Genomic DNA, 19,588 nt, shown 5'->3' with positions numbered 1-19,588 from the left:
TCTACTCCATGCGCATCGGAATGCCGGCCGCCATCATATGGGCCTTCGCTTCCGCGATCGTATGCGTTCCGAAATGGAAGATCGACGCCGCAAGAACCGCGCTTGCCCCGCCTTCGGTCACGCCTTCGACCAAGTGGTCGAGCGCGCCGACCCCGCCCGAGGCGATGACCGGGACCGAAACCGCATCCGCGATGGCACGCGTCAGGTCCAAGTTGAACCCAGCTTTCGTGCCGTCCCGATCCATGGAAGTGAGCAGGATCTCTCCTGCGCCCTTCTCGGCGGCTGTTTTCGCAAAGGCCACCGCGTCGATGCCAGTCGACTTGCGGCCGCCATGGGTGAAGATCTCCCACCGGCCCGGCGCGACGGTCTTGGCGTCGATGGCACAGACGATGCACTGGCTGCCGAAACGGTCGGCGGCACGGGCCAGGACGTCGGGGTCGGCCACGGCGGCGGAATTGAAGCTGACCTTGTCCGCCCCCGCCAGAAGCAGCGCGCGGACATCGTCGACGGTGCGGACACCGCCACCGATCGTCAGGGGCATGAAACACGCCTCGGCCGTGCGCGTGGCCAGATCGTACATCGTTCCGCGGTTTTCATGCGTGGCGTGGATGTCGAGGAAGCATAGCTCGTCCGCGCCGGCCGCGTCGTAAGCGCGCGCGCTTTCGACCGGGTCGCCCGCGTCGATCAGGTCGACGAAGTTCACGCCCTTGACCACCCGGCCGTCGGCCACGTCGAGGCAGGGAATGATCCGTGTCTTCAGCATGCGGGCGGTTTGGCCGGGAAAATCCGGCGTGGCAAGGGTCTGCCGGCATCGACGGGTACGCGGAACGGCTTAGCTTCCCATCGGTTGATCTGTGCATCCACAAGGAGAGACCGCATGATTCGTACCATACTCGCCGCAGTCCTGCTCGCCGCGCCGGCCTCGGCCCAGCTCCTCGGCAACGATTTCGAAACCGTCGAGTCGCCGCACTCCGTCGCCGAGACGATGGACCGCCTCGTGGCGGCTGTCGAAGGGGCCGGGGCCACCGTCTTTGCGCGTGTCGATCATGCACAGGGGGCACTTTCCGCCGACATGGATCTGCGCGATGCGCAACTGCTGGTCTTCGGCAACCCGAAGCTCGGCACGCCGGTCATGCAGGCCGATATCCGGGCCGGCCTCTATCTGCCGCTACGCGTGCTGGTCCATGCGTCGGACGAGGGCACGGTTCTCGTCTACGAGGAACCCGCCGAGATGCTGGACGATCTGGACCTCGACGACGACATGCCCGCCATCGAGCAGATGGAGGGCGCGCTGCAGAACCTGACAAGGAAGGCCGCGTCGACGGACTAGGCCAGCACGGCCAGCGCCGCCCGCAGGTCGATCGCCCCGTCATAGAGCGCGCGGCCCGAGATGGCGCCCGCGATCACGCCGGTCGCCTGCAGGCGCTGCAGGTCTTGCAGCGAGGAGACGCCGCCGGACGCGATGATCGGGATGGATACCGACCGGGCCAATGCCTCGGTCGCCTCGACATTGGGGCCGCCCATCGCGCCGTCCCTATCGATATCAGTGTAGATGATGGCGGCCACGCCCGCGTCCTCGAATCGACGGGCCAGATCGGTGACGTCCATGTCGGTTTCCTCGGCCCAGCCGCGGGTGGCGATCCGGCCTTTCCGCGCATCTATGCCGACTGCAATCTGGGCGGGGAAAGCCTTTGCCGCATCGCGGACCAGGTCCGGCGCCTCGACGGCGACCGTGCCCAGGATCACGCGGGCCAGCCCCCTTTGCAGCCAAGTCTCGATCGTCGTCATGTCCCTTATGCCGCCGCCCAGCTGGCAGGGCACCGAAACTGAAGCCAGGATCGCCTCGACCGCCGATGCGTTGACCGGCGTACCGGCAAAGGCGCCGTTCAAATCGACCAGATGGATCCACGCGCAGCCGGCATCGGCGAAATGGCGGGCCTGTGCGGCCGGGTCGTCGTTGAAGACGGTCGCCGACGACATCTCGCCATGCAGCAGGCGAACCGCCTGGCCGTCCTTCAGGTCGATGGCGGGATACAGGATCATCGGCGCGCGCTCCGCTGCAAGTCTCGCCGGCGTTGTGACCGAAGCCGGGGGAAACTTGAACCCCGTGCCGGAACGTCACGCTTGCCAGGATGCGGATCGGGGCCGCACCTTGCGCGCAGTCATTGGGAGGACGTCACCATGAAACACTTCATTCTCGCCGCCATCGCCGCGCTGGGCCTTGCGACCGCGGCCAGTGCCGACCCGATCGAAGGGGTCTGGCAGACCGAAGTCGACGACGGCGCCTATGCGCATGTCACGATCGCGCCCTGCGGGCAGGCCTATTGCGGGACCATCAGCCGGACGTTCAACACCGGCGGGGAATACCAGTCGCCGAACCTGGGCAAGCAGATCGTGCGGAACATGGTTCCGCAGGGCGGCGGTGCCTATGAGGGGCGCGTCTGGCGACCGTCGAACGACAAGGTGTATCTCGGCAAGATCGCTCTGAATGGAAACCAGATGGCGCTGAGGGGCTGTGTGGCCGGCGGCCTGATCTGCGCGCGGCAGAACTGGGTCAAGATCAACTGATCAGGTCGTCTGTAGCGCGATGATCCGGTGGCCCGCCGCGGTGGGCCGTCCGTGGCGTCAGGGCGACCAGTTCAGGAAGTTGCCGATCAGACGCAGGCCGGTGCGCTGACTCTTCTCGGGGTGGAACTGTGTGCCGACCACGTTTCCGCGCGCGACGATCGCCGTGACGTCCCCGCCGTAGTCGACATGCGCGAGGCGATCCGCCGGGTCGTCCATGACCATCTGGTAGGAGTGGACGAAATAGGCGTGATCGCCGGTTTCCACCCCGTCGGTCACGGCATGACGTCCGTCCAGCACCAGATCGTTCCAACCCATATGCGGAATTTTCAGGTTCGGGTCGTCGGGCGCGATGCGCTCGATCGCGCCACCGATCAGGTCGAAACCGGGCACCTCCTCGTATTCGCGGCCGACGCTGGCCAGCATCTGCATGCCGACGCAGATGCCGAGGAAGGGCCGCGCATGCGGCCCGACGGCCTCCAGCAGGGCATCCTCCAACCCGTCGAAGGATCGCAGCCCCCGCCGGCAGGCCGGAAAGGCGCCGTCGCCCGGCAGGACGATGCGGTCCGCGCGCAACACGTCCTCGGGCCGGGACGAGACCAGGATCGCGCCCGCATCCGTCTCCTTGGCCATGCGCTCGAACGCCTTGCGAGCGGAGTGCAGGTTGCCGCTGTCGTAGTCGACGAGGACGGTCAGCATCGCCTACAGCACGCCCTTGGTTGACGGAATGGCATCGGCCTTGCCCGCATCGGGTGCAATTGCGTCCCGCAGCGCCCGCGCGACCGCCTTGAATGCCGCCTCGGCGATGTGATGGGAATTCACGCCGCGCAGCGCATCGACGTGGAGCGTGATCCCGCCATGCGTCGCGAAGGCCTGGAAGAACTCCCGAACCAGTTCGGTGTCGAACGATTTGATCTGCGGCGCGGTCATCGTCACCTCCCAGGCGAGCCAGGGTCGGCCGGACAGGTCCAGCGCCGCACGCACGAGGGCATCGTCCATCGGCAGGTGACATTCGCCATAGCGCCGGATGCCCCGTTTATCGCCAAGCGCCTTCGACAGGGCCTGGCCCAGCGCGATGCCCACATCCTCGACCGTGTGGTGATCGTCAATATGGAGGTCGCCCTCGCACCGAACCTGCAGGTCGATCAGCGCATGGCGCGCAAGCTGGTCCAGCATGTGATCGAAGAACCCGACGCCCGTGCGGTTGTCATAACTGCCGCTTCCGTCCAGGTCGAGCGTGACCGAGATGTCGGTTTCGTTCGTCTTGCGGGTGATCTGGGCGGTGCGCATATCGGGCCTCGGGAAGTGGATCTTCGGGCGTTCCTTATCGGGCGTTGCCCCTGTGTGGAAGGTCGGCGAAGTGACGTAACGTCTTATTCTGGAAAGGGGCGCCTCTGCACATAGATACCGTTCCATGGGACACAGTTTGACGTAAAAGAGCCCCAGTTCTCGACCAAACCTTAACAAATATAAAGAATTGGCCATACGGCTCTGAACAGGGCCACGACGTCAAGAAGAACAAGCGAGCAGATGCCGACCTATACCTTCCGCCTCTATGACACGGACCCTTACGGCGTTCTCAGCCGGACCGTCGGGAATCGTGCGACCTGGACCGGCCAAGGCGAGGCGACGGGCGTGGCCGTCATCACCGACAACGGCGCGGGCGCCCAGGGCGACTTCCTGACCGATGGCGGCGCGCAAGGCGAGACGGCGACGGGCGATATCAGCGTCGGCAGCTATTCGGCGAGCGGCGTCAGCATCCAGGGCGAAGAGACCTGGACGGTTCGCGACACCATCACCGGCGAGGAGATCACCGTCACCACCGTGAACGCGGATGGTGGGGCAGGTTATTTTACGCTGACGTCGGCGCCTCTGGTGGAAGGTCGCGTCTACGAGACGATCGCCTTCGACAACACGCCCAGCGTGGCCGAGGGGACCGGGTTCGACTACGACGACTATAATGACGGTACCGTTCTCGGCACGGGCGGCGATGATGTCATCGACCGCGACTACACCGGCGACCCGAACGGTGACGTCGTCGACGGCAACGACCTCTACACCAGTCAGACATCGCAGGGCAGTTTCAACTGGTCCGACTACTCCGATGGCCAGAACCTGGCTGCGGGCGCCACGCAGACCTCCGAAGGGGTCGAGATCACCGTCACGTCCAGCCTGCCGTCCGGGTCGACATTCACGGCCGAGCTGACCAACCCGAACAACGCGAATGACGGGCTGTTCATTCCCCCGGGGACCAACCTGAACCCTGACTCCTCGGGGCGGTTCTTCGCGAACGGCAACGCCACGGACACGACGCTTACGATCGACTTCGACTCGGCCGACGCGAACACCTCGACCGAGGTGCACAACGTCCAGTTCACGATGAACGACATCGACGGCGTGAACTCGAACGGCAGCAATTTCCAGGACATCATCACGATCACCGCCTTCGACGCACAGGGCAATGCGATCGACGTCGATATCCAGATCCTGGGCGATGACACGCTGTCCGGCAACACCGTCACGGCCGATGTCGGCGCCAACGAGACCGAGAGCCAGGCGGCAGGTTCGATCCTGGTCAACATTCCTGGCCCGGTCGAACGTGTCGTCATCAACTACGACAATGGCGGCACCACCCAGCAGGCCGTCTTCATCTCGGACATCAATTTCGATGCCGTCACGTCGCAGGGCAATGCCGACAGCATCGATGCCGGCGCGGGCAATGACAGCGTCTTTGCCGGGTCCGACAACGACACGGTCCTCGGCGGGACCGGAAACGACACGCTCGACGGTGACGGCGGCGATGACGAGCTGTTCGGCGGCGCCGGCAACGACAGCCTGTTGGGCGGCGTCGGGGCCGACACGCTGGAAGGTGGTGACGACCAGGACGTGCTTCGGGGCGGCGACGGCGCGGACGTGCTGCGCGGCGATGCCGGCAGCGACACGCTGTTCGGCGGTGGCGGTGCCGACAATCTGGACGGCGGGGCCGACGACGACCTGCTGGATGGCGGTGGGTCCAGCGATACGCTGCAGGGCGGCGCCGGCGAAGACACATTGGATGGCGGGACGGGCAATGACAGCCTGTCCGGCGGGGCCGACGACGACACGCTGAACGGCGGTGCCGGATCGGATACGCTGTCGGGCGACGCCGGGAACGACAGCCTCGACGGCGGTGCCGGGGCCGACACGCTTGCCGGCGGGCTGGGCAACGACACGCTCATCCTGGGTGAGGCGGACTCGGCCACCGGGGGCGACGGCGACGATCTGTTCCTGATCGATCCGGGACAGACCTCCGGCGGATCCATCACCGTTACCGGCGGCGAGGGCGGAGAGACCGGCGGCGACACGCTCGATCTGAATGGCCTCTGGGTCTCCGGCGGCATCACCTATACGAACACCGACGACGATGCCGGCGGCTTCTCGGGCACCGCGCTCCTGAGCGACGGAACTACCGTTACCTTCTCGGAAATCGAGCGGGTCATCTGTTTTGCCGAAGGTACCCGCGTCGCCACGCCGTCGGGTGCGCGCATGGTCGAGAACCTGACCCGGGGCGACCTGATCCTGACCCGCGATGGCGCGCCTCAGCCGTTGGAATGGGTGGGCAGCGTCGATGGCCTGACCACCCCCGACACGGCGCCCGTCCTGTTCCGGCCCGGGGCGATCGGCAACGTCGCGCCGCTGCGCGTCTCGCCGCAGCATCGGATGCTCGTGCGCGGATGGCGCGCGCAGCTGTGGTTCGGCGAGGAGGAAGTCCTCGTCCCCGCGAAATCGCTGATCAACGGCCTGGACGTCATCAGCGAGCCGCCGGGACGCGTACGGTATTTCCATCTGCTCACGCCCCGGCACGAGGTGATCTTCGCGGAGGGTGCGGAAGCCGAGACGTTCCTTCCCGCTGCCTGTGGCCTGGATGGTGTCGCACCCGCGGATGTAGCGCGCCTCTTCGCGGTTCGGCCCGACCTGCGCGCCGATCTCGCAGCCTACGGGGCAGGGGCCCGGCCGATGCCGCGCACGCGTCTGGCACAGTTGCTGGCGGCCTGAAAAGGCGCCTACGCATATCGCCGATATCGCTGGCCGGCGTGACGCCGCAGATACAAACATAGCGTTTCGAGGGCCATAGCCCCGGAGTACGCCTGTAGTGCGGTGAGGCACCCGACGTCGGGCCGGAAGGCCTGCGCGTGACGATGTCGGACATTGGGGCGGGATCCGCGGTTCGGCCAAATGCCGTCCTGACAGGCGAAAAAGGAAAACCCCCGACCGGCAGGTCGAGGGTTTCTCTTTGACCGAAATGGAGCGGGCGAGGCGATTCGAACGCCCGACCCTAACCTTGGCAAGGTTATGCTCTACCCCTGAGCTACGCCCGCCCGTTTCGGTGAAGGTGAGATAGGAAAACCGCGCGATAGGCGCAAGCGGAAAAACCCGGAAAGGGGCGAAAAACGCCCCGGTTTCCGCGTTCGTTCAGCCGCTCGGCGTGGAGGTGTTGCTGGTGTCGGCCAAGCCGGTCGCCTCGAAGTTGTCGATGGCGAAGAACTCGTCGCTCGCGCCCGCGGAAGCGTCCGATCCGAAGCCGAAGTTGACCGTGTCGCCCGGGTTGTCGACAAAGATCTCGATATTGGATCTCGCATCGGCTTCCGGACCGCCGCCCAACGGAACGCCGCTGTCGAATTCCGTGAAGCGGATGGTGATGCCCCGCTCCTCGAGGTCGGACGCGGCGGTGAAGGTCTGAACCCCGCCTTCTTCGACTGTGACGGTGCCGACGGCCTCTCCGTCGATGAAGATCGTCCCGGTATCGCCGTCCAGATCGTCCATCGCCAGCAGATCGAAGGAGAACGTAGCCTGGCCCGCTTCCTCGTCGATCGCGAAGTCGCGGTTGACGGCCGGACCTCCGCCCGTGTTCTCGATAGGACCGAGGACCCAGCCCTGGCCGTTCTTGTCTTCCCACGCCGTCGCGCCGACCCATCCTTCGGCGCCGTTGTCGAAGCGGTTGGAATACCGGACCCCGATGAACGCATCGGGGTCCTGACCCCGCAGTTCCTCGTCGACGGTGTGCGACAGGGAATGCATGCCGAAAGACACCTTGTCGAAGGAAAGGACCCCGATGATCGTGGCGAGGAAGGCCAGCAGGACGTATTCGACGGTCAACGCCCCGTGTTCGCCGCGGGCGAACTTGCGGATATGGTCCATTTGAACGGTCATTTCGGCACTCGATGCGTTAGGTCGGTTTGGCTCAAGCCTAGGAAAGGTCTCGGGCGGAGTTGGGATGATTTCAGGGCCGAATGAAGGCAGGCGGCGCCCGCTCCGCCGCACAATGCGAAGGCGCGGACCGATCTGTTTCGCCGCGCCGCGCTTCTTCGGGGGGGTCGCCTGCGCCGAGAGATCAGGCGTCGGGATCGTCCAGGCCGGTTGCACGGAAGTTGTCGATCGCGAAGCTTTCGTCTTCGACATCTTGGTTCGCGTCCGAGCCGAAGCCGAACTTGACGTCGCCGATCGGTTCGCCGTCGACCTTCGACATGCGGATCGTAACGGTGGTTCCCGCGTCGTCCCAGCCTTCGCTGCCGCCAAACTGCCTATCTTCGCTGACTTCCAGTGCGCTGACGTCGATACCCATTTCCGCAAGGGCTTCTGCGTCAGCGGTCACGAAACTGCTGCTGTTGTCGGCATGGTTGCGCGTCAGGCGCGCCACTTCCGTGTCGTTGATGTAGATGATGCCGCTTTCGTTATCGAGGCTGTCCATCGCCAACAGATCGAACGTCACGCTGCCCTCCTCGGCAGCCGGATCGAAGGAGAAGGTTCGTGTGAGCGTCTGGGATCCGCCGCTGCCGCCGATGGGGCCCAGGACGGTGCCGATGCCGGCCACCTCGGTCGCGGTATAGCCGGACCAGCCATAGGCGCCGTTGTCGAACCCGTCGTTGTAGCTGATGCCCACGCTCGTATCGATCGGACGTCCGGCCATCTCACCCTTGATGCCGCCGGCCATCGAACCCAACCCGGCCCAGCCCGTCTCGGCGGTCATGATCGCGATGCCCGTGGCCGCCGCCGCGATCAGGACGTACTCGACATTGATGACGCCGTGTTCATGGCGCAGGAACTTGCGGAAGGCGGTCTGGATCGCGTGCATGGCAGAACTCGATGCTTTATTCGGTTGCGATCGGTCTAGGCCACGTGTCGGGCGCCTATTGGAAGATTGCCTGACAAAACTAAGGATCATTAAGGCAAGTCTGCGACGACCCCCGGGGCGGCGCCTTAGACGTTAACCGACCTTAACTAAGCTCGATCAGCAGATCCTTGGCGTCGATCTGCGCCCCCGGGGCCACGTGGACGGCCGAGACGGTGGCATCGCGGTCGGCGTGCAGGCCGGTTTCCATCTTCATCGCCTCGATCGTCAGAAGCAGGTCGCCCTGCTTGACCTGCGCCCCCGGCTGGACCGCGACGCTGGCCACCACACCGGGCATCGGGGCGCCGACGTGATCGGGGTTGGACGGGTCCGCTTTTGCCATCCGGGCTGCCGTGCCCGCGACCTTGCGGTCGGGCACGCGGATCGTGCGCGGCTGGCCGTTGAGTTCGAAGAAGACGCGGACCTCGCCATCGGCATTGGTCTCGCCGCGGGCGACGCAACGGATCTCCAGCCGCTTGCCGGGGTCGATCTCGGCATGGGTCTCATCGCCGGGCTGCATGCCGTAGAAGAACACGGGCGTCGTCAGCGCCCGCACCGGGCCGTAGATCGCGTGGCGTTCGGCATAGTCAGTGTAGACCTTCGGATACATCAGGTAGCCGTTCAGGTCCTCGTCGTCGATCTGCTGGTCCAGCTTGGCGGACAGGTCGGCACGCATCGTCTCCAGGTCGACGGGTTTCAGGTGCTTGCCCGGCCGGTCGGTCAGGGGCGCCTCGCCCTTCAGGACCTTCTTCTGCAGGCCCTCGGGCCAGCCGCCCGGAGGCTGGCCCAGATTGCCCTTCATCATGTCGATGACGCTGTCGGGGAAGCTGACCTCCACCTTCGGGTCGGTGACCTGCGCGACGGTCAGGCCTTGTGCGACCATCATCAGGGCCATGTCGCCCACCACCTTGGAGGACGGCGTGACCTTGACGATGTCGCCGAACATCCGGTTCACGTCGGCATACATCTGGGCGACCTCGTGCCATCGCTCCTCCAGCCCCATGGAACGCGCCTGCGCCTTGAGGTTGGTGAACTGCCCGCCCGGCATCTCGTGCAGATAGACCTCGGACGAGGGTGCCTGCATGCCGCTCTCGAAGGCGAGGTACTGGGCGCGCACCGCCTCCCAATAGTCCGACATCTGCCGGACGGCGACTTCGTCCAGGCCCGGATTGCGCGGGTCGTCCTTCAGCGCGGCCAGGATCGTGCCGAACGTGGCCTGCGACGTGTTGCCCGAGAACGCGTCCATCGCGACGTCGGCCGCGTCCACACCGGCTTCGGTCGCGGCCAGGATCGTCGCGCAGGCGATGCCGGCGGTGTCGTGGGTGTGGAAGTGTATGGGGATACCGACCTCGTCCTTGAGCGCGCCGATGAGCTTGCGCGCCGCTGCGGGCTTCAGCAGGCCGGCCATATCCTTCAGGCCCAGCACATGCGCGCCCGCAGCCTCCAGCTCCTTGGCCATCGAAACGTAGTATTTCAGGTCGTACTTCGCGCGGTCCGGGTCGAGCAGGTCGCCGGTATAGCAGACGGTCCCCTCGCAGACGCGGCCCGTCGCGATCACCGCATCCATGGCGACGCGCATGTTCTCCACCCAGTTCAGGCTGTCGAAGACGCGAAAGACATCAACCCCGGTTTCCGCCGCCTGGCGCACGAAGGCCTCGACGACATTGTCGGGATAATTCGTATAGCCCACGCCGTTCGACGCGCGCAGCAGCATCTGCGTCAGCAGGTTCGGCATGGCCGCGCGCAAATCGCGCAGCCGCTGCCACGGACATTCCTGCAGGAACCGATAGGCCACGTCGAAGGTGGCACCCCCCCAGCATTCGACGCTGAACAGCTGTGGCAGGTTGGCGGCATAGGCGGGCGCCACGCGGACCATGTCGATCGACCGCATCCGGGTCGCCAGAAGGGATTGGTGCCCGTCGCGCATCGTCGTGTCGGTCAGCAGCAGCCGGTCCTGCGCCAGCATCCAGTCCGCCAGGCCCTTGGCGCCGTCGCGGTCCAGGATCTGCTTCGTGCCCTCGGGCGGGGTCTCGACGGCCAGGTCCGGCGCCTTCGGCACGCGGATATCGGCGGCAGGACGGGGGCGGCCCTCGGTTTCGGGGTGCCCGTTCACGCTGATATCGGCGATGTATGTCAGGATCTTCGTCGCGCGGTCCCGCTGGACGGGGAAGTCGAACAGCTCGGGCGTCGAGTCGATGAAGGTCGTGGAATAGTCGTAGCTGGTGAACTTGGGATGCTTCAGCAGGTTCACCACGAAGGGGATGTTCGTGCTGACGCCGCGGATGCGGAATTCGCGCAGCGCCCGGTCCATCCGCTTGATCGCCGCCTCGGGCGTGCGGGCCCAAGCCGTAACCTTGGTCAGAAGCGAGTCGTAGTAGCGGGTGATGACCGCGCCCGAATACGCCGTGCCGCCGTCCAGCCGAATGCCCATGCCGGTGGCGCTGCGATAGGTGGTGATACGGCCGTAATCGGGGATGAAGTTGTTCTGCGGATCCTCGGTCGTTACGCGGCACTGCACCGCGTGACCGTCCAGCGTGACGTCGTATTGCGACGCGACGCCCGTCGCCTCGGTCAGCGACTTGCCCTCCGCGATCAGGATCTGTGCGCGGACGATGTCGATGCCGGTGACCTCTTCGGTCACGGTATGCTCGACCTGGACGCGGGGGTTCACCTCGATGAAGTAGAATTCGCCCGAATCCATATCCATCAGGAACTCGACCGTGCCCGCGCATTCGTAGTTCACATGCGCGCAGATCTTCCGGCCGAGGGCGCAGATATGCTCGCGCTGCGTGTCCGACAGGTACGGGGCAGGGGCGCGCTCCACCACCTTCTGATTGCGCCGCTGGACGGAGCAGTCGCGCTCGTACAGGTGATAGATGTTGCCGTGGCTGTCGCCCAGGATCTGCACCTCCACGTGGCGGGCACGGGTTATCATCTTCTCGAGGTAGCCCTCGCCGTTGCCGAAGGCCGCTTCGGCCTCGCGCCGACCCTCCAGGACCTTCTCCTCCAGCTCGTCCTCCGACTGGATCGGCCGCATCCCCCGGCCGCCGCCGCCCCAGGACGCCTTCAGCATCAAGGGATAGCCGACCTCCGCCGCCGCCTTCCGGACGGCCGCCATGTCGTCGCCGAGCACGTCCGTCGCCGGGATAACCGGCACGCCCGCCGCGATCGCCACCTGCCGGGCCGACGCCTTGTCGCCCAGGGCGCGCATGGTCTCCGCCTTCGGGCCGATGAAGGTGATGCCGCTCGCCGCGCAGGCATCCACGAAATCGGGGTTCTCGGACAGAAGGCCATAGCCCGGATGGATCGCGTCCGCGCCGGACGCCTTGGCCACGCGGATGATCTCCTCGATCGACAGATACGCCGCGACCGGGCCCATCCCCTCGCCGATGCGGTACGCCTCGTCGGCTTTGAAGCGGTGGAGCGAGAGCTTGTCCTCCTCGGCATAGACGGCGACCGTGCGCTTGCCCATCTCGTTGGCGGCGCGCATCACGCGGATGGCGATCTCGCCGCGGTTGGCGATGAGGATTTTCTTGAACTCGGCCATGCGCACCCCTCCGTGGATGACGAATTGGTAGCGATGTCGCTGCAGCGCGGCAAGAACGCGGTTCGTCTGGGGGCCCTTCGCGCCGGCAAATCTCGGACCGAATGGAACGAATAGAGAACACGCTATTCCCAATCACAGCCGGTGCGGCTATCTAAGCGGCATGACCCATCATGACGAGTCGGACGCCCTCGAGGCCGCCAGCCTGTCGGCACGCGCAATGGCCGCGCGCCCCGCGCCCTATCTGGACGGTCTCAACCCCGCGCAGATGCAGGCGGTGCAGACGCTCGACGGTCCCGTGCTTATGCTCGCGGGTGCGGGAACGGGCAAGACGCGGGCGCTGACCGCCCGGATCGTGCATCTGATGGCGCAGGGGCGCGCGCGGCCGAACGAGATACTGGCCGTCACCTTCACCAACAAGGCCGCGCGCGAGATGCGCGCACGCGTCGGCGCGATGATGGGCGAGGTGGCCGAGGGGATGCCCTGGCTCGGCACGTTCCATTCCATCTGCGTCAAGCTTCTGCGGCGCCATGCCGAGCTGGTCGGCCGCCAGGTCACGGTGAACGGCGAGCCGCGCGACCTGCATCTGCGGTCGAACTTCACGATCCTAGATACCGATGACCAGAACCGGCTGCTAAAGCAGTTGATCGTCGCCGCCGGCATCGACGAGAAGCGGTGGCCGCCGCGGATGCTGGGCGGGATCATCGACCACTGGAAGAACCGCGCCTGGACGCCCGACAAGATCCCCGCGCACGAGGCGCAGGCCTTCGACGGCAAGGGCGTGACCCTCTACCGCGAATATCAGGACCGGTTGCTTACGCTGAACGCGGTCGATTTCGGCGACCTGCTGTTGCACGTCATCGACATCTTCCAGCGGCACGACGACGTGCTGGCGCAGTATCGCCGCTGGTTCCGCTACATCCTCGTGGACGAGTATCAGGACACGAACGTCGCCCAGTACCTCTGGCTGCGGCTGTTGGCGGGGGGGCATCGCAACATCTGCTGCGTGGGCGACGACGACCAGTCGATCTACGGCTGGCGCGGGGCCGAGGTCGGCAACATCCTGCGCTTCGAGAAGGATTTCGAGGGCGCCGAGATCATCCGGCTGGAACAGAACTACCGCTCCACGCCGCATATCCTGGCCGCCGCCTCGGGCGTCATCGCCGGCAACAAGGGCCGGCTGGGCAAGACCCTCTGGACCGAGGCGGAGGAGGGCGAGAAGGTCCGCCTGATCGGCCATTGGGACGGCGACGAGGAGGCGCGCTGGATCGGGGAGGAGGCCGAAGCGATGCAGCGGGGCACACGCGGCCTGGATCCGTTCTCGCTCGATGACATGGCGATCCTGCTGCGCGCGTCGCACCAGATGCGCGCCTTCGAGGATCGGTTCCTGACAATCGGCCTGCCCTACCGCGTGATCGGCGGCCCGCGCTTCTACGAGCGGCTCGAGATCCGCGACGCGATGGCTTACTTCCGCCTCGTGGTCAGCCCTGATGACGACCTGGCCTTCGAGCGGATCGTCAACACGCCCAAGCGCGGCCTCGGCGACAAGGCCCAAGCGACGATCCAGGTCATGGCCCGGTCGAACGGCGTCAGCCTGGTCGAGGGTGCGCGGCTCTGCGTGCGGACCAAGACCATCGGCGGCAAGGGCGGCAAGGCCCTGGGCGAGCTGGTCGACGGCCTCGACCGCTGGCGGGCCGAGATGCTGGACGGGCGCGACCACATCCGCCTGGCCGAGGAGATCCTGGACGAGTCCGGCTATACCGGCTTCTGGCAGAACGAGAAGACGCCCGAGGCGCCCGGACGGCTGGAGAACCTCAAGGAACTGGTGAAGGCGCTGGAAGGATTCGAGAACCTGCAGGGGTTCCTCGAGCATGTCTCGCTCATCATGGACAACGAGAGCGAGGCGGAGGAGCCGAAGATCACGCTGATGACGCTGCACGCCGCCAAGGGGCTCGAATTTCCCGTCGTGTTCCTGCCGGGATGGGAGGACGGCCTGTTCCCCAGCCAGCGGTCCATGGACGAGAGCGGGGTCAAAGGCCTCGAGGAGGAGCGGCGGCTGGCCTATGTCGGCATCACGCGGGCCGAGGAGGTCTGCACCATCAGCTTCGCCGCCAATCGCCGCGTCTATGGCCAGTGGCAATCGGCCCTGCCGTCGCGCTTCATCGACGAGTTGCCGCAGGATCACGTCGAGGTGCTGACGCCGCCCGGCCTCTACGGCGGCGGGTTCGGTGCGACCGGCATGGCCGCGGCGCAACAGGCGGCCATGGGTGGCGGCGTCCAAAGCACCCTGCAGGAGAATGCGTCCAAGGCGGATGTCTACAATTCGCCCGGCTGGCGCCGTCTGCAGGCCAATGCGTCGCGCCCGATCCGCCAGCCCGCCGAGGCCAAGAACCTGGTCATCGACGCCACCGCGGTCAGCGCCTTCGGCGAAGGGGAGCGGGTGTTCCATACCAAGTTCGGCTATGGCGAGGTGACGGCGATCGAAGGCGACAAGCTGGAGGTGGCGTTCGACAAGGCCGGCACAAAGAAGATCGTCGGCCGCTTCCTCCTGCCCGCCGACCGGGCCGGGGACGTCCCCTTCTAGGTCCGCCGCAGGATGCGAGGATCGCGCATGCGGCCGCTCCTTATATATGACGAATGCCGGCGCGTATCGAGAGTGGTCGGCCGGCGCTGGGAACGCATGGCACGAAGTTCCCTTGAACGTCCGCGACACGTTTCGGCGCGATCGCCAGCCGCTCGCGCCCGCCGCGAAGGCTCGCTAGATAGCCACGGTTTCGCATGAAATAGAATTGCCAAGCCTACGGGACTTTCGGTCGCGGGTCCAAACGACCTTCGGAAATCCAGCGTGCAAAGATGCCGCCGCCGCGCAGGAGCGTCGCGCGTGGCGATCCGGTATCAGTATCTCCAAGCACCGCGTGGGGAAAATCCAGATTCCGGTCCACCTTCTCGCCCGCGGGGCGTGGATGTATGCCATGTGCCGGCACCGATCGACCGAGAACCAAAAACGGCGGCGCCTCCGGGAGGAGAGGCGCCGCCGTTCCTGTGATGGCGACCGACCCAGAGGGAGGAGGAAGGGTCAACCGCCGATCGGAGATGCGACATCAGGGAGGAGAGTCGTCATCTTCGAGTTGTCGGACCGAACACACCAAAGGCGGCGTTGTTCCGTCATTTCTTGTCGAAGGGATCCGACGACGCCCCAAGGGAGGAGGGGGCGCCGCCGGGCCTTCATGCAACCCCGGCCCAAGGGAGGAGGAGGGCCCGGGTCAATTCCGGTTCCAAGGGAGGAGCGGAACCGGAAGAAGGTGCGACGGCTGCATCAGGGAGGAGATCGCCGCCGCTGACCCCATGCCGTCCAAGGGAGGACGGACGGCCGGGGTGTCTCTTACTTGCCGTAGGCCGCTTCGTGGGCGACGGCGGGGATCATCGACCGGCTCAGGCCCAGATCGGCCAGGTCGCGGTTCGAGAGTGCCGACAGCTCGTTCAGGGTGCGACGATAGATGCTGCGCTTGGCCAGCTCGGCGCGGACGGCGTCGATGCGGGCGGCCAGACGGTCGCGCAGGGTTGCGGAGGTGGTGTTGCCGTAGGTCGTATAAGCCATGTTCGTTTCCTTCATCTCGGGGCCCTGCCCCGTATTCCGCCCGGCCCCATTGCCGGTCGGTCCGTTGTTTCGTTGAGAGGAAGATGGCGCTATCGCCGCACTTGCACAACGGGCAGAAGGTTCAATGCTGCTATGCGGCATCCGCATGGCAAACGTTGCGTCAGATGGACTTGACGGCAGGCGGGCTAGCTCCGGTGGGATGAGCGCGCTGTCCCATACCGGCTTCCGGGCCTATTTCTTAGCCGCGGTGCCACTGGTGCAGGCGCTCTGGGCGCAGCGCGTCACGTTGGGATGGCTCGCGTGGCAGGTTTCCGGGTCGGCCCCGTTCGTGGGCTTGATCGCCGCGCTGGGCTTGGCACCGACCATCCTTGCGGGCCCCGTCTTCGGCGTTCTGGTCGACCGGACCGATATCCGGCGCGCGCTGATGGCCACGTCGGGGGCGATGTGCGGCCTTCTGGTGCTTGCCACGCTGCTTGCGGCGGGGCCGGGTCTGGGGCGCGGCTCGCTCGTTGCGCTGGCGCTGGCGATCGGGTTGGTCACGGCGGCGCACCACCCGGTGCGGATGTCGCTAGGCCCGCGCTTGGTGCCGCAGGCTGACGTGTCGAATGTCGTCGCGCTCTCGGCGTTGAACTTCAACCTCGCGCGCATGATCGCGCCGGTGCTGACCGGCGTGGCGCTCGCCACGGTCGGCCCGGTGGCGACGCTGGGCCTTTCGGCGATGCTCTACGTTCCGATGCTGGTTGCGGTCCGCTGGATGGCGCCACGCGCATTGCCGTCCGGACGGGCCGGGAGGTCGCTGCGCGACGGTATCGCCGAGGCGCTGCGCTATGTCGCCGCCACGCCCGTCGCGCGGCGCGCGCTTTCGCTGACGGCGGCCATGGCGATCCTTGTCCGCGGCTATCTGGAACTGCTGCCGGTCATGGCCGAAGGGGTGCACGACCGGGGCGCTGCGGGTTTGGGTATACTGACCGCGGCGGCCGGGGCAGGCGCGCTGGTGGCGGCGCTGGCCAAGACCGCGACGGCCGGACAGGTCGGCATCTCCCCGTCCACGCGCGTGGTTCTGCTGGGCGGTGTCCTGTCGCTGGCATTCCTCGGCCTCTCGACATCCTGGATCGCGGCCCTGGCCTGGACGGGCATCCTGGGCTTCGCATCGACGTTTTGCGGTGTCGGCCTCCAGACGGCGGTGCAGGAAGCTTTGCCCGATGACCTGCGCGGCCGCGTCATGTCGCTCTGGGTCGTGGTCGGCATCGGCGCGGTGGCGCTCGGTTCGGGATTGTTGGGCGTTCTGTCCGGCCTGGTGGGAATGCCCGCCGCGCTGGTCGGGATGGGCCTGGCTGGCGGTGCGGTGGCCGCCCTGCTGGCCTTGTCATCCCCGGATCGCGGGATCACCTAGGGGGCAACCCCCGAGGAGGCCCCGACATGAGCATCAGCCGCGACGACGTGACCGCCGCACTCGCAACGATCGAGATTCCCGGAGGGGGCAACCTGATCGCGTCCGATATGATCCGCGCGCTTGTCGTCGACGGATCCGACATCCGTTTCGTGATCGAGGTGCCGTCGGCCGAGATCGCCGAGGTCTCGGAACCCCTGCGCGCCGCAGCTGAAAGGGTCGTCGCGAACCTGCCGGGCGCTGGCCGGGTGCAGGCCGTTCTGACCGCGCCCACGGCGGAAAAGGCCCCGCCCGCGCTGAAAATCGGGGGGCATCCGAAGCCGCAGGACGGACCGCGCCGCGTTCCGGGCGTGGCGCGCGTGCTGGCCATCGCATCGGGAAAGGGCGGCGTCGGCAAGTCGACGGTCAGCGCGAACCTGGCGGTGGCACTCGCCCGGCAGGGGCGCCGCGTGGGGCTGCTGGACGCTGACATCTACGGCCCCAGCCAGCCGCGGATGATGGGTGCCAACGCGCGCCCGGCCTCGCCCGACGGCAAGACGATCCATCCGCTTCGGGCACATGGGGTGACCATCATGTCCATCGGTCTGATGCTGCCCGAGGACAAGGCCGTCGTCTGGCGCGGCCCGATGCTGATGGGCGCGCTGCAGCAGATGCTGGGCCAGGTCGCCTGGACCCACCACACGGGCGAGGCGCTGGACGTGCTGGTCGTCGATCTGCCGCCGGGGACGGGCGACGTGCAGCTGACGCTTTGCACCAAGACGGTCGTCGACGGCGCCATCGTCGTGTCGACGCCGCAGGATGTCTCGCTTCTGGACGCGCGCAAGGCGCTCGACATGTTCGCGCAGGTCAAGACGCCGGTGCTCGGCCTGATAGAGAACATGTCGCTGTTCCATTGTCCCGAATGCGGGCACGAGGCGCATATCTTCGGCCATGGTGGCGTGGCCGAGGAGGCGCGGCGGCTCGGCCTGCCGCTTCTGGGGACGCTGCCGATCGATCTGGAGACACGTCTGGCCGGCGATGGGGGCGCGCCCGTGGCCTTGGGCGAGGGGGTCATGGCCGATCGCTTCGCCACGCTGGCGCGACGTCTGATCGACGACGGCATGGCCTGATATGCCACCGGCGGGGATTTCATGCCCCCGCCGCCGAATGGAGATCTGCCGATTCTATCCATGGTGCCGGCCCGAAAGGGCGTTCCGATTCGCAAGTTGCGGTCTCGACAGCTGCCACCCCTGTAAAATATGGCGTCAAAGCGATCGCGCGTGAAGAACGATTTTCGCTGACCTGTAAACTGGGATTTTTCACGCATTGGGCGAGGTCGGCGAACTGTGTAGAATGGGCCACGATCCGCCGGCGCAAATTTGAGATGTTGGCAGAGCCCGTTTGAACAAAACCTGCTTAAGCAATCTTCTGCCAAACACAACATGTTGTGGAATCTAATGGTATCCACAGCCTTACCCACATCCTGTGGATAAGAAAAGTGGGATGGAGGGGCATGAAGGGGCTTCCCAGACCAGCGTTCGCATGGCATCAAGTCCTTACAGAGCACGGGGAGGAAAGAGGCGCAGATCTCAGACCCCTAGAACCCAAACGAGGCAGGTCAAAACAGGCACCCCCCAAACGTCTCTGGACGACAAGGTTCGGAAGCGCGCAGTGAGCAGACATCCCCCCAGGTGACAGCGCGCCGACGGCGCCCTGCGCGGGACCCGGGAACGGGTTCCGGCAAAGGGAAGATAGGGCGGATCGGGTATTGGCAGACACCCGATCCGCCCTTTTACGTTTTCAATCCCGCGGGGGAAGCACGCGCGCCTCACCGGCGCCCGCAGACAGGAACGGTCGGTGGAGCAACGCTTCCGAGGTACCAGCACCCACAAGGTGGACGCGAAGGGCAGGGTCTCGATCCCGGCCGACTTCCGTCGCGTGCTCGACGCCTGCGATCCCGACCGCGAGGCGGGGACGAACCCGCGCATGGTTCTGTGCTTCGGCGACGATCGCGTGCCCTTCTACACCATCTATACGATGCAGGGCGCCGCCGAGATGGGCGAGATGATCGAGGAGATGGATGAAGGCGATCCCCACCGCGAGGCGCTGGAGGACTACTTCTACATGAACGCCGACACCGTCTCGGTCGACGATAGTGGCCGGTTGATCCTGAACGCCGCGCTGCGCGAACGTATCGGCATCACGGATGCCGCCGTTTTCGCGGGCAAGGGCAAGACCTTCCGCCTGCATTCGCCCGATGCGCCGTCCAGCGCCACCAGCCGCCTCAAATCCGTCCTGCACGAGTTGCCCGAAGGTGTGCCCGTCACCTCGCTCCTGCCCAAGAAGCGTCGGACGCCGGAATGA

General features: G+C 66.2%; 15 protein-coding genes and 1 tRNA gene. 7 read left to right on the top strand and 9 right to left on the bottom strand.

The window, feature by feature from the left end:
• Position 1: 1 nt before the first annotated feature.
• On the bottom strand, positions 2–763 hold the full coding sequence (hisF, locus tag MWU52_RS07545) for an imidazole glycerol phosphate synthase subunit HisF (RefSeq protein ID WP_246950824.1): 762 nt from the start codon (positions 761–763) through the stop codon (positions 2–4).
• 114 nt (positions 764–877) lie between these two features.
• Here hisF and MWU52_RS07540 point away from each other — a divergent pair, with 114 nt between their 5' ends.
• A complete protein-coding gene (locus MWU52_RS07540) occupies positions 878–1,330 on the top strand; it encodes a DUF302 domain-containing protein (protein WP_246950822.1) in 453 nt (150 codons plus the stop codon).
• Here the strand turns inward: MWU52_RS07540 and hisA are convergent.
• Positions 1,327–2,043: a 1-(5-phosphoribosyl)-5-[(5-phosphoribosylamino)methylideneamino]imidazole-4-carboxamide isomerase gene (gene hisA / locus MWU52_RS07535; protein ID WP_246950820.1), complete on the bottom strand. Its 717-nt coding sequence runs from the start codon at positions 2,041–2,043 to the stop codon at positions 1,327–1,329. The two genes, MWU52_RS07540 and hisA, sit on opposite strands and share 4 nt — an antisense overlap.
• 138 nt (positions 2,044–2,181) lie before the next feature.
• Between hisA and MWU52_RS07530 the strand changes: the two genes are divergently transcribed.
• On the top strand, positions 2,182–2,568 hold the full coding sequence (locus tag MWU52_RS07530; protein WP_246950818.1) for a DUF2147 domain-containing protein: 387 nt from the start codon (positions 2,182–2,184) through the stop codon (positions 2,566–2,568).
• A 57-nt stretch (positions 2,569–2,625) separates the two neighbouring features.
• Here MWU52_RS07530 and hisH read toward each other — a convergent pair whose 3' ends face one another.
• Together hisH and hisB are read right to left on the bottom strand one after the other, a co-directional pair.
• The gene (hisH, locus tag MWU52_RS07525; protein ID WP_246950816.1) at positions 2,626–3,264 is read right to left on the bottom strand and encodes an imidazole glycerol phosphate synthase subunit HisH; all 639 of its coding nucleotides are present in this window, start codon (positions 3,262–3,264) and stop codon (positions 2,626–2,628) included.
• 3 nt (positions 3,265–3,267) lie between these two features.
• Positions 3,268–3,855, bottom strand: coding sequence for an imidazoleglycerol-phosphate dehydratase HisB (gene hisB / locus MWU52_RS07520; RefSeq protein ID WP_246950812.1), 588 nt, complete (start codon positions 3,853–3,855; stop codon positions 3,268–3,270).
• A gap of 240 nt (positions 3,856–4,095) precedes the next feature.
• Between hisB and MWU52_RS17990 the strand changes: the two genes are divergently transcribed.
• On the top strand, positions 4,096–6,600 hold the full coding sequence (locus MWU52_RS17990) for a Hint domain-containing protein (RefSeq protein ID WP_281493925.1): 2,505 nt from the start codon (positions 4,096–4,098) through the stop codon (positions 6,598–6,600).
• A 248-nt stretch (positions 6,601–6,848) separates the two neighbouring features.
• Here the strand turns inward: MWU52_RS17990 and MWU52_RS07505 are convergent.
• From MWU52_RS07505 to MWU52_RS07490, 4 genes are all read right to left on the bottom strand, one after another.
• Positions 6,849–6,923, bottom strand: a tRNA-Gly gene (locus MWU52_RS07505).
• Positions 6,924–7,017: 94 nt separating this feature from the next.
• Positions 7,018–7,755 carry a hypothetical protein gene (locus tag MWU52_RS07500; RefSeq protein WP_246950810.1) on the bottom strand — a complete coding sequence of 246 codons (738 nt, stop codon included), beginning with the start codon at positions 7,753–7,755 and terminating at the stop codon, positions 7,018–7,020.
• Between the two features lie 181 nt (positions 7,756–7,936).
• Positions 7,937–8,767: a hypothetical protein gene (locus tag MWU52_RS07495; RefSeq protein ID WP_246950807.1), complete on the bottom strand. Its 831-nt coding sequence runs from the start codon at positions 8,765–8,767 to the stop codon at positions 7,937–7,939.
• Between the two features lie 52 nt (positions 8,768–8,819).
• A complete protein-coding gene (locus tag MWU52_RS07490; protein WP_246950805.1) occupies positions 8,820–12,260 on the bottom strand; it encodes a pyruvate carboxylase in 3,441 nt (1,146 codons plus the stop codon).
• Between the two features lie 160 nt (positions 12,261–12,420).
• Here MWU52_RS07490 and MWU52_RS07485 point away from each other — a divergent pair, with 160 nt between their 5' ends.
• Positions 12,421–14,841, top strand: coding sequence for a UvrD-helicase domain-containing protein (locus MWU52_RS07485; RefSeq protein WP_246950801.1), 2,421 nt, complete (start codon positions 12,421–12,423; stop codon positions 14,839–14,841).
• Between the two features lie 798 nt (positions 14,842–15,639).
• On the opposite strand, the gene MWU52_RS07480 is transcribed toward MWU52_RS07485, so the two are convergent.
• A complete protein-coding gene (locus MWU52_RS07480) occupies positions 15,640–15,855 on the bottom strand; it encodes a DUF1127 domain-containing protein (RefSeq protein ID WP_246950799.1) in 216 nt (71 codons plus the stop codon).
• Between the two features lie 199 nt (positions 15,856–16,054).
• Here MWU52_RS07480 and MWU52_RS07475 point away from each other — a divergent pair, with 199 nt between their 5' ends.
• The 3 genes from MWU52_RS07475 to MWU52_RS18085 all read left to right on the top strand — a co-directional run bounded on the left by MWU52_RS07475 (position 16,055) and on the right by MWU52_RS18085 (position 19,588).
• Positions 16,055–17,248 (top strand): MFS transporter, encoded by a 1,194-nt coding sequence (locus MWU52_RS07475; protein ID WP_246950796.1) that lies wholly within the window; start codon positions 16,055–16,057, stop codon positions 17,246–17,248.
• Between the two features lie 26 nt (positions 17,249–17,274).
• Positions 17,275–18,354 carry an Mrp/NBP35 family ATP-binding protein gene (locus MWU52_RS07470; protein ID WP_246950793.1) on the top strand — a complete coding sequence of 360 codons (1,080 nt, stop codon included), beginning with the start codon at positions 17,275–17,277 and terminating at the stop codon, positions 18,352–18,354.
• A gap of 727 nt (positions 18,355–19,081) precedes the next feature.
• A complete protein-coding gene (locus MWU52_RS18085; protein WP_246950791.1) occupies positions 19,082–19,588 on the top strand; it encodes a cell division/cell wall cluster transcriptional repressor MraZ in 507 nt (168 codons plus the stop codon).

This window comes from Jannaschia sp. S6380, assembly GCF_023015695.1.
Lineage (GTDB): Bacteria > Pseudomonadota > Alphaproteobacteria > Rhodobacterales > Rhodobacteraceae > Jannaschia.
The sequence above is the reverse complement of the archived record's forward strand: the minus strand, read 5'-3'. Positions and strand labels throughout refer to the sequence as shown.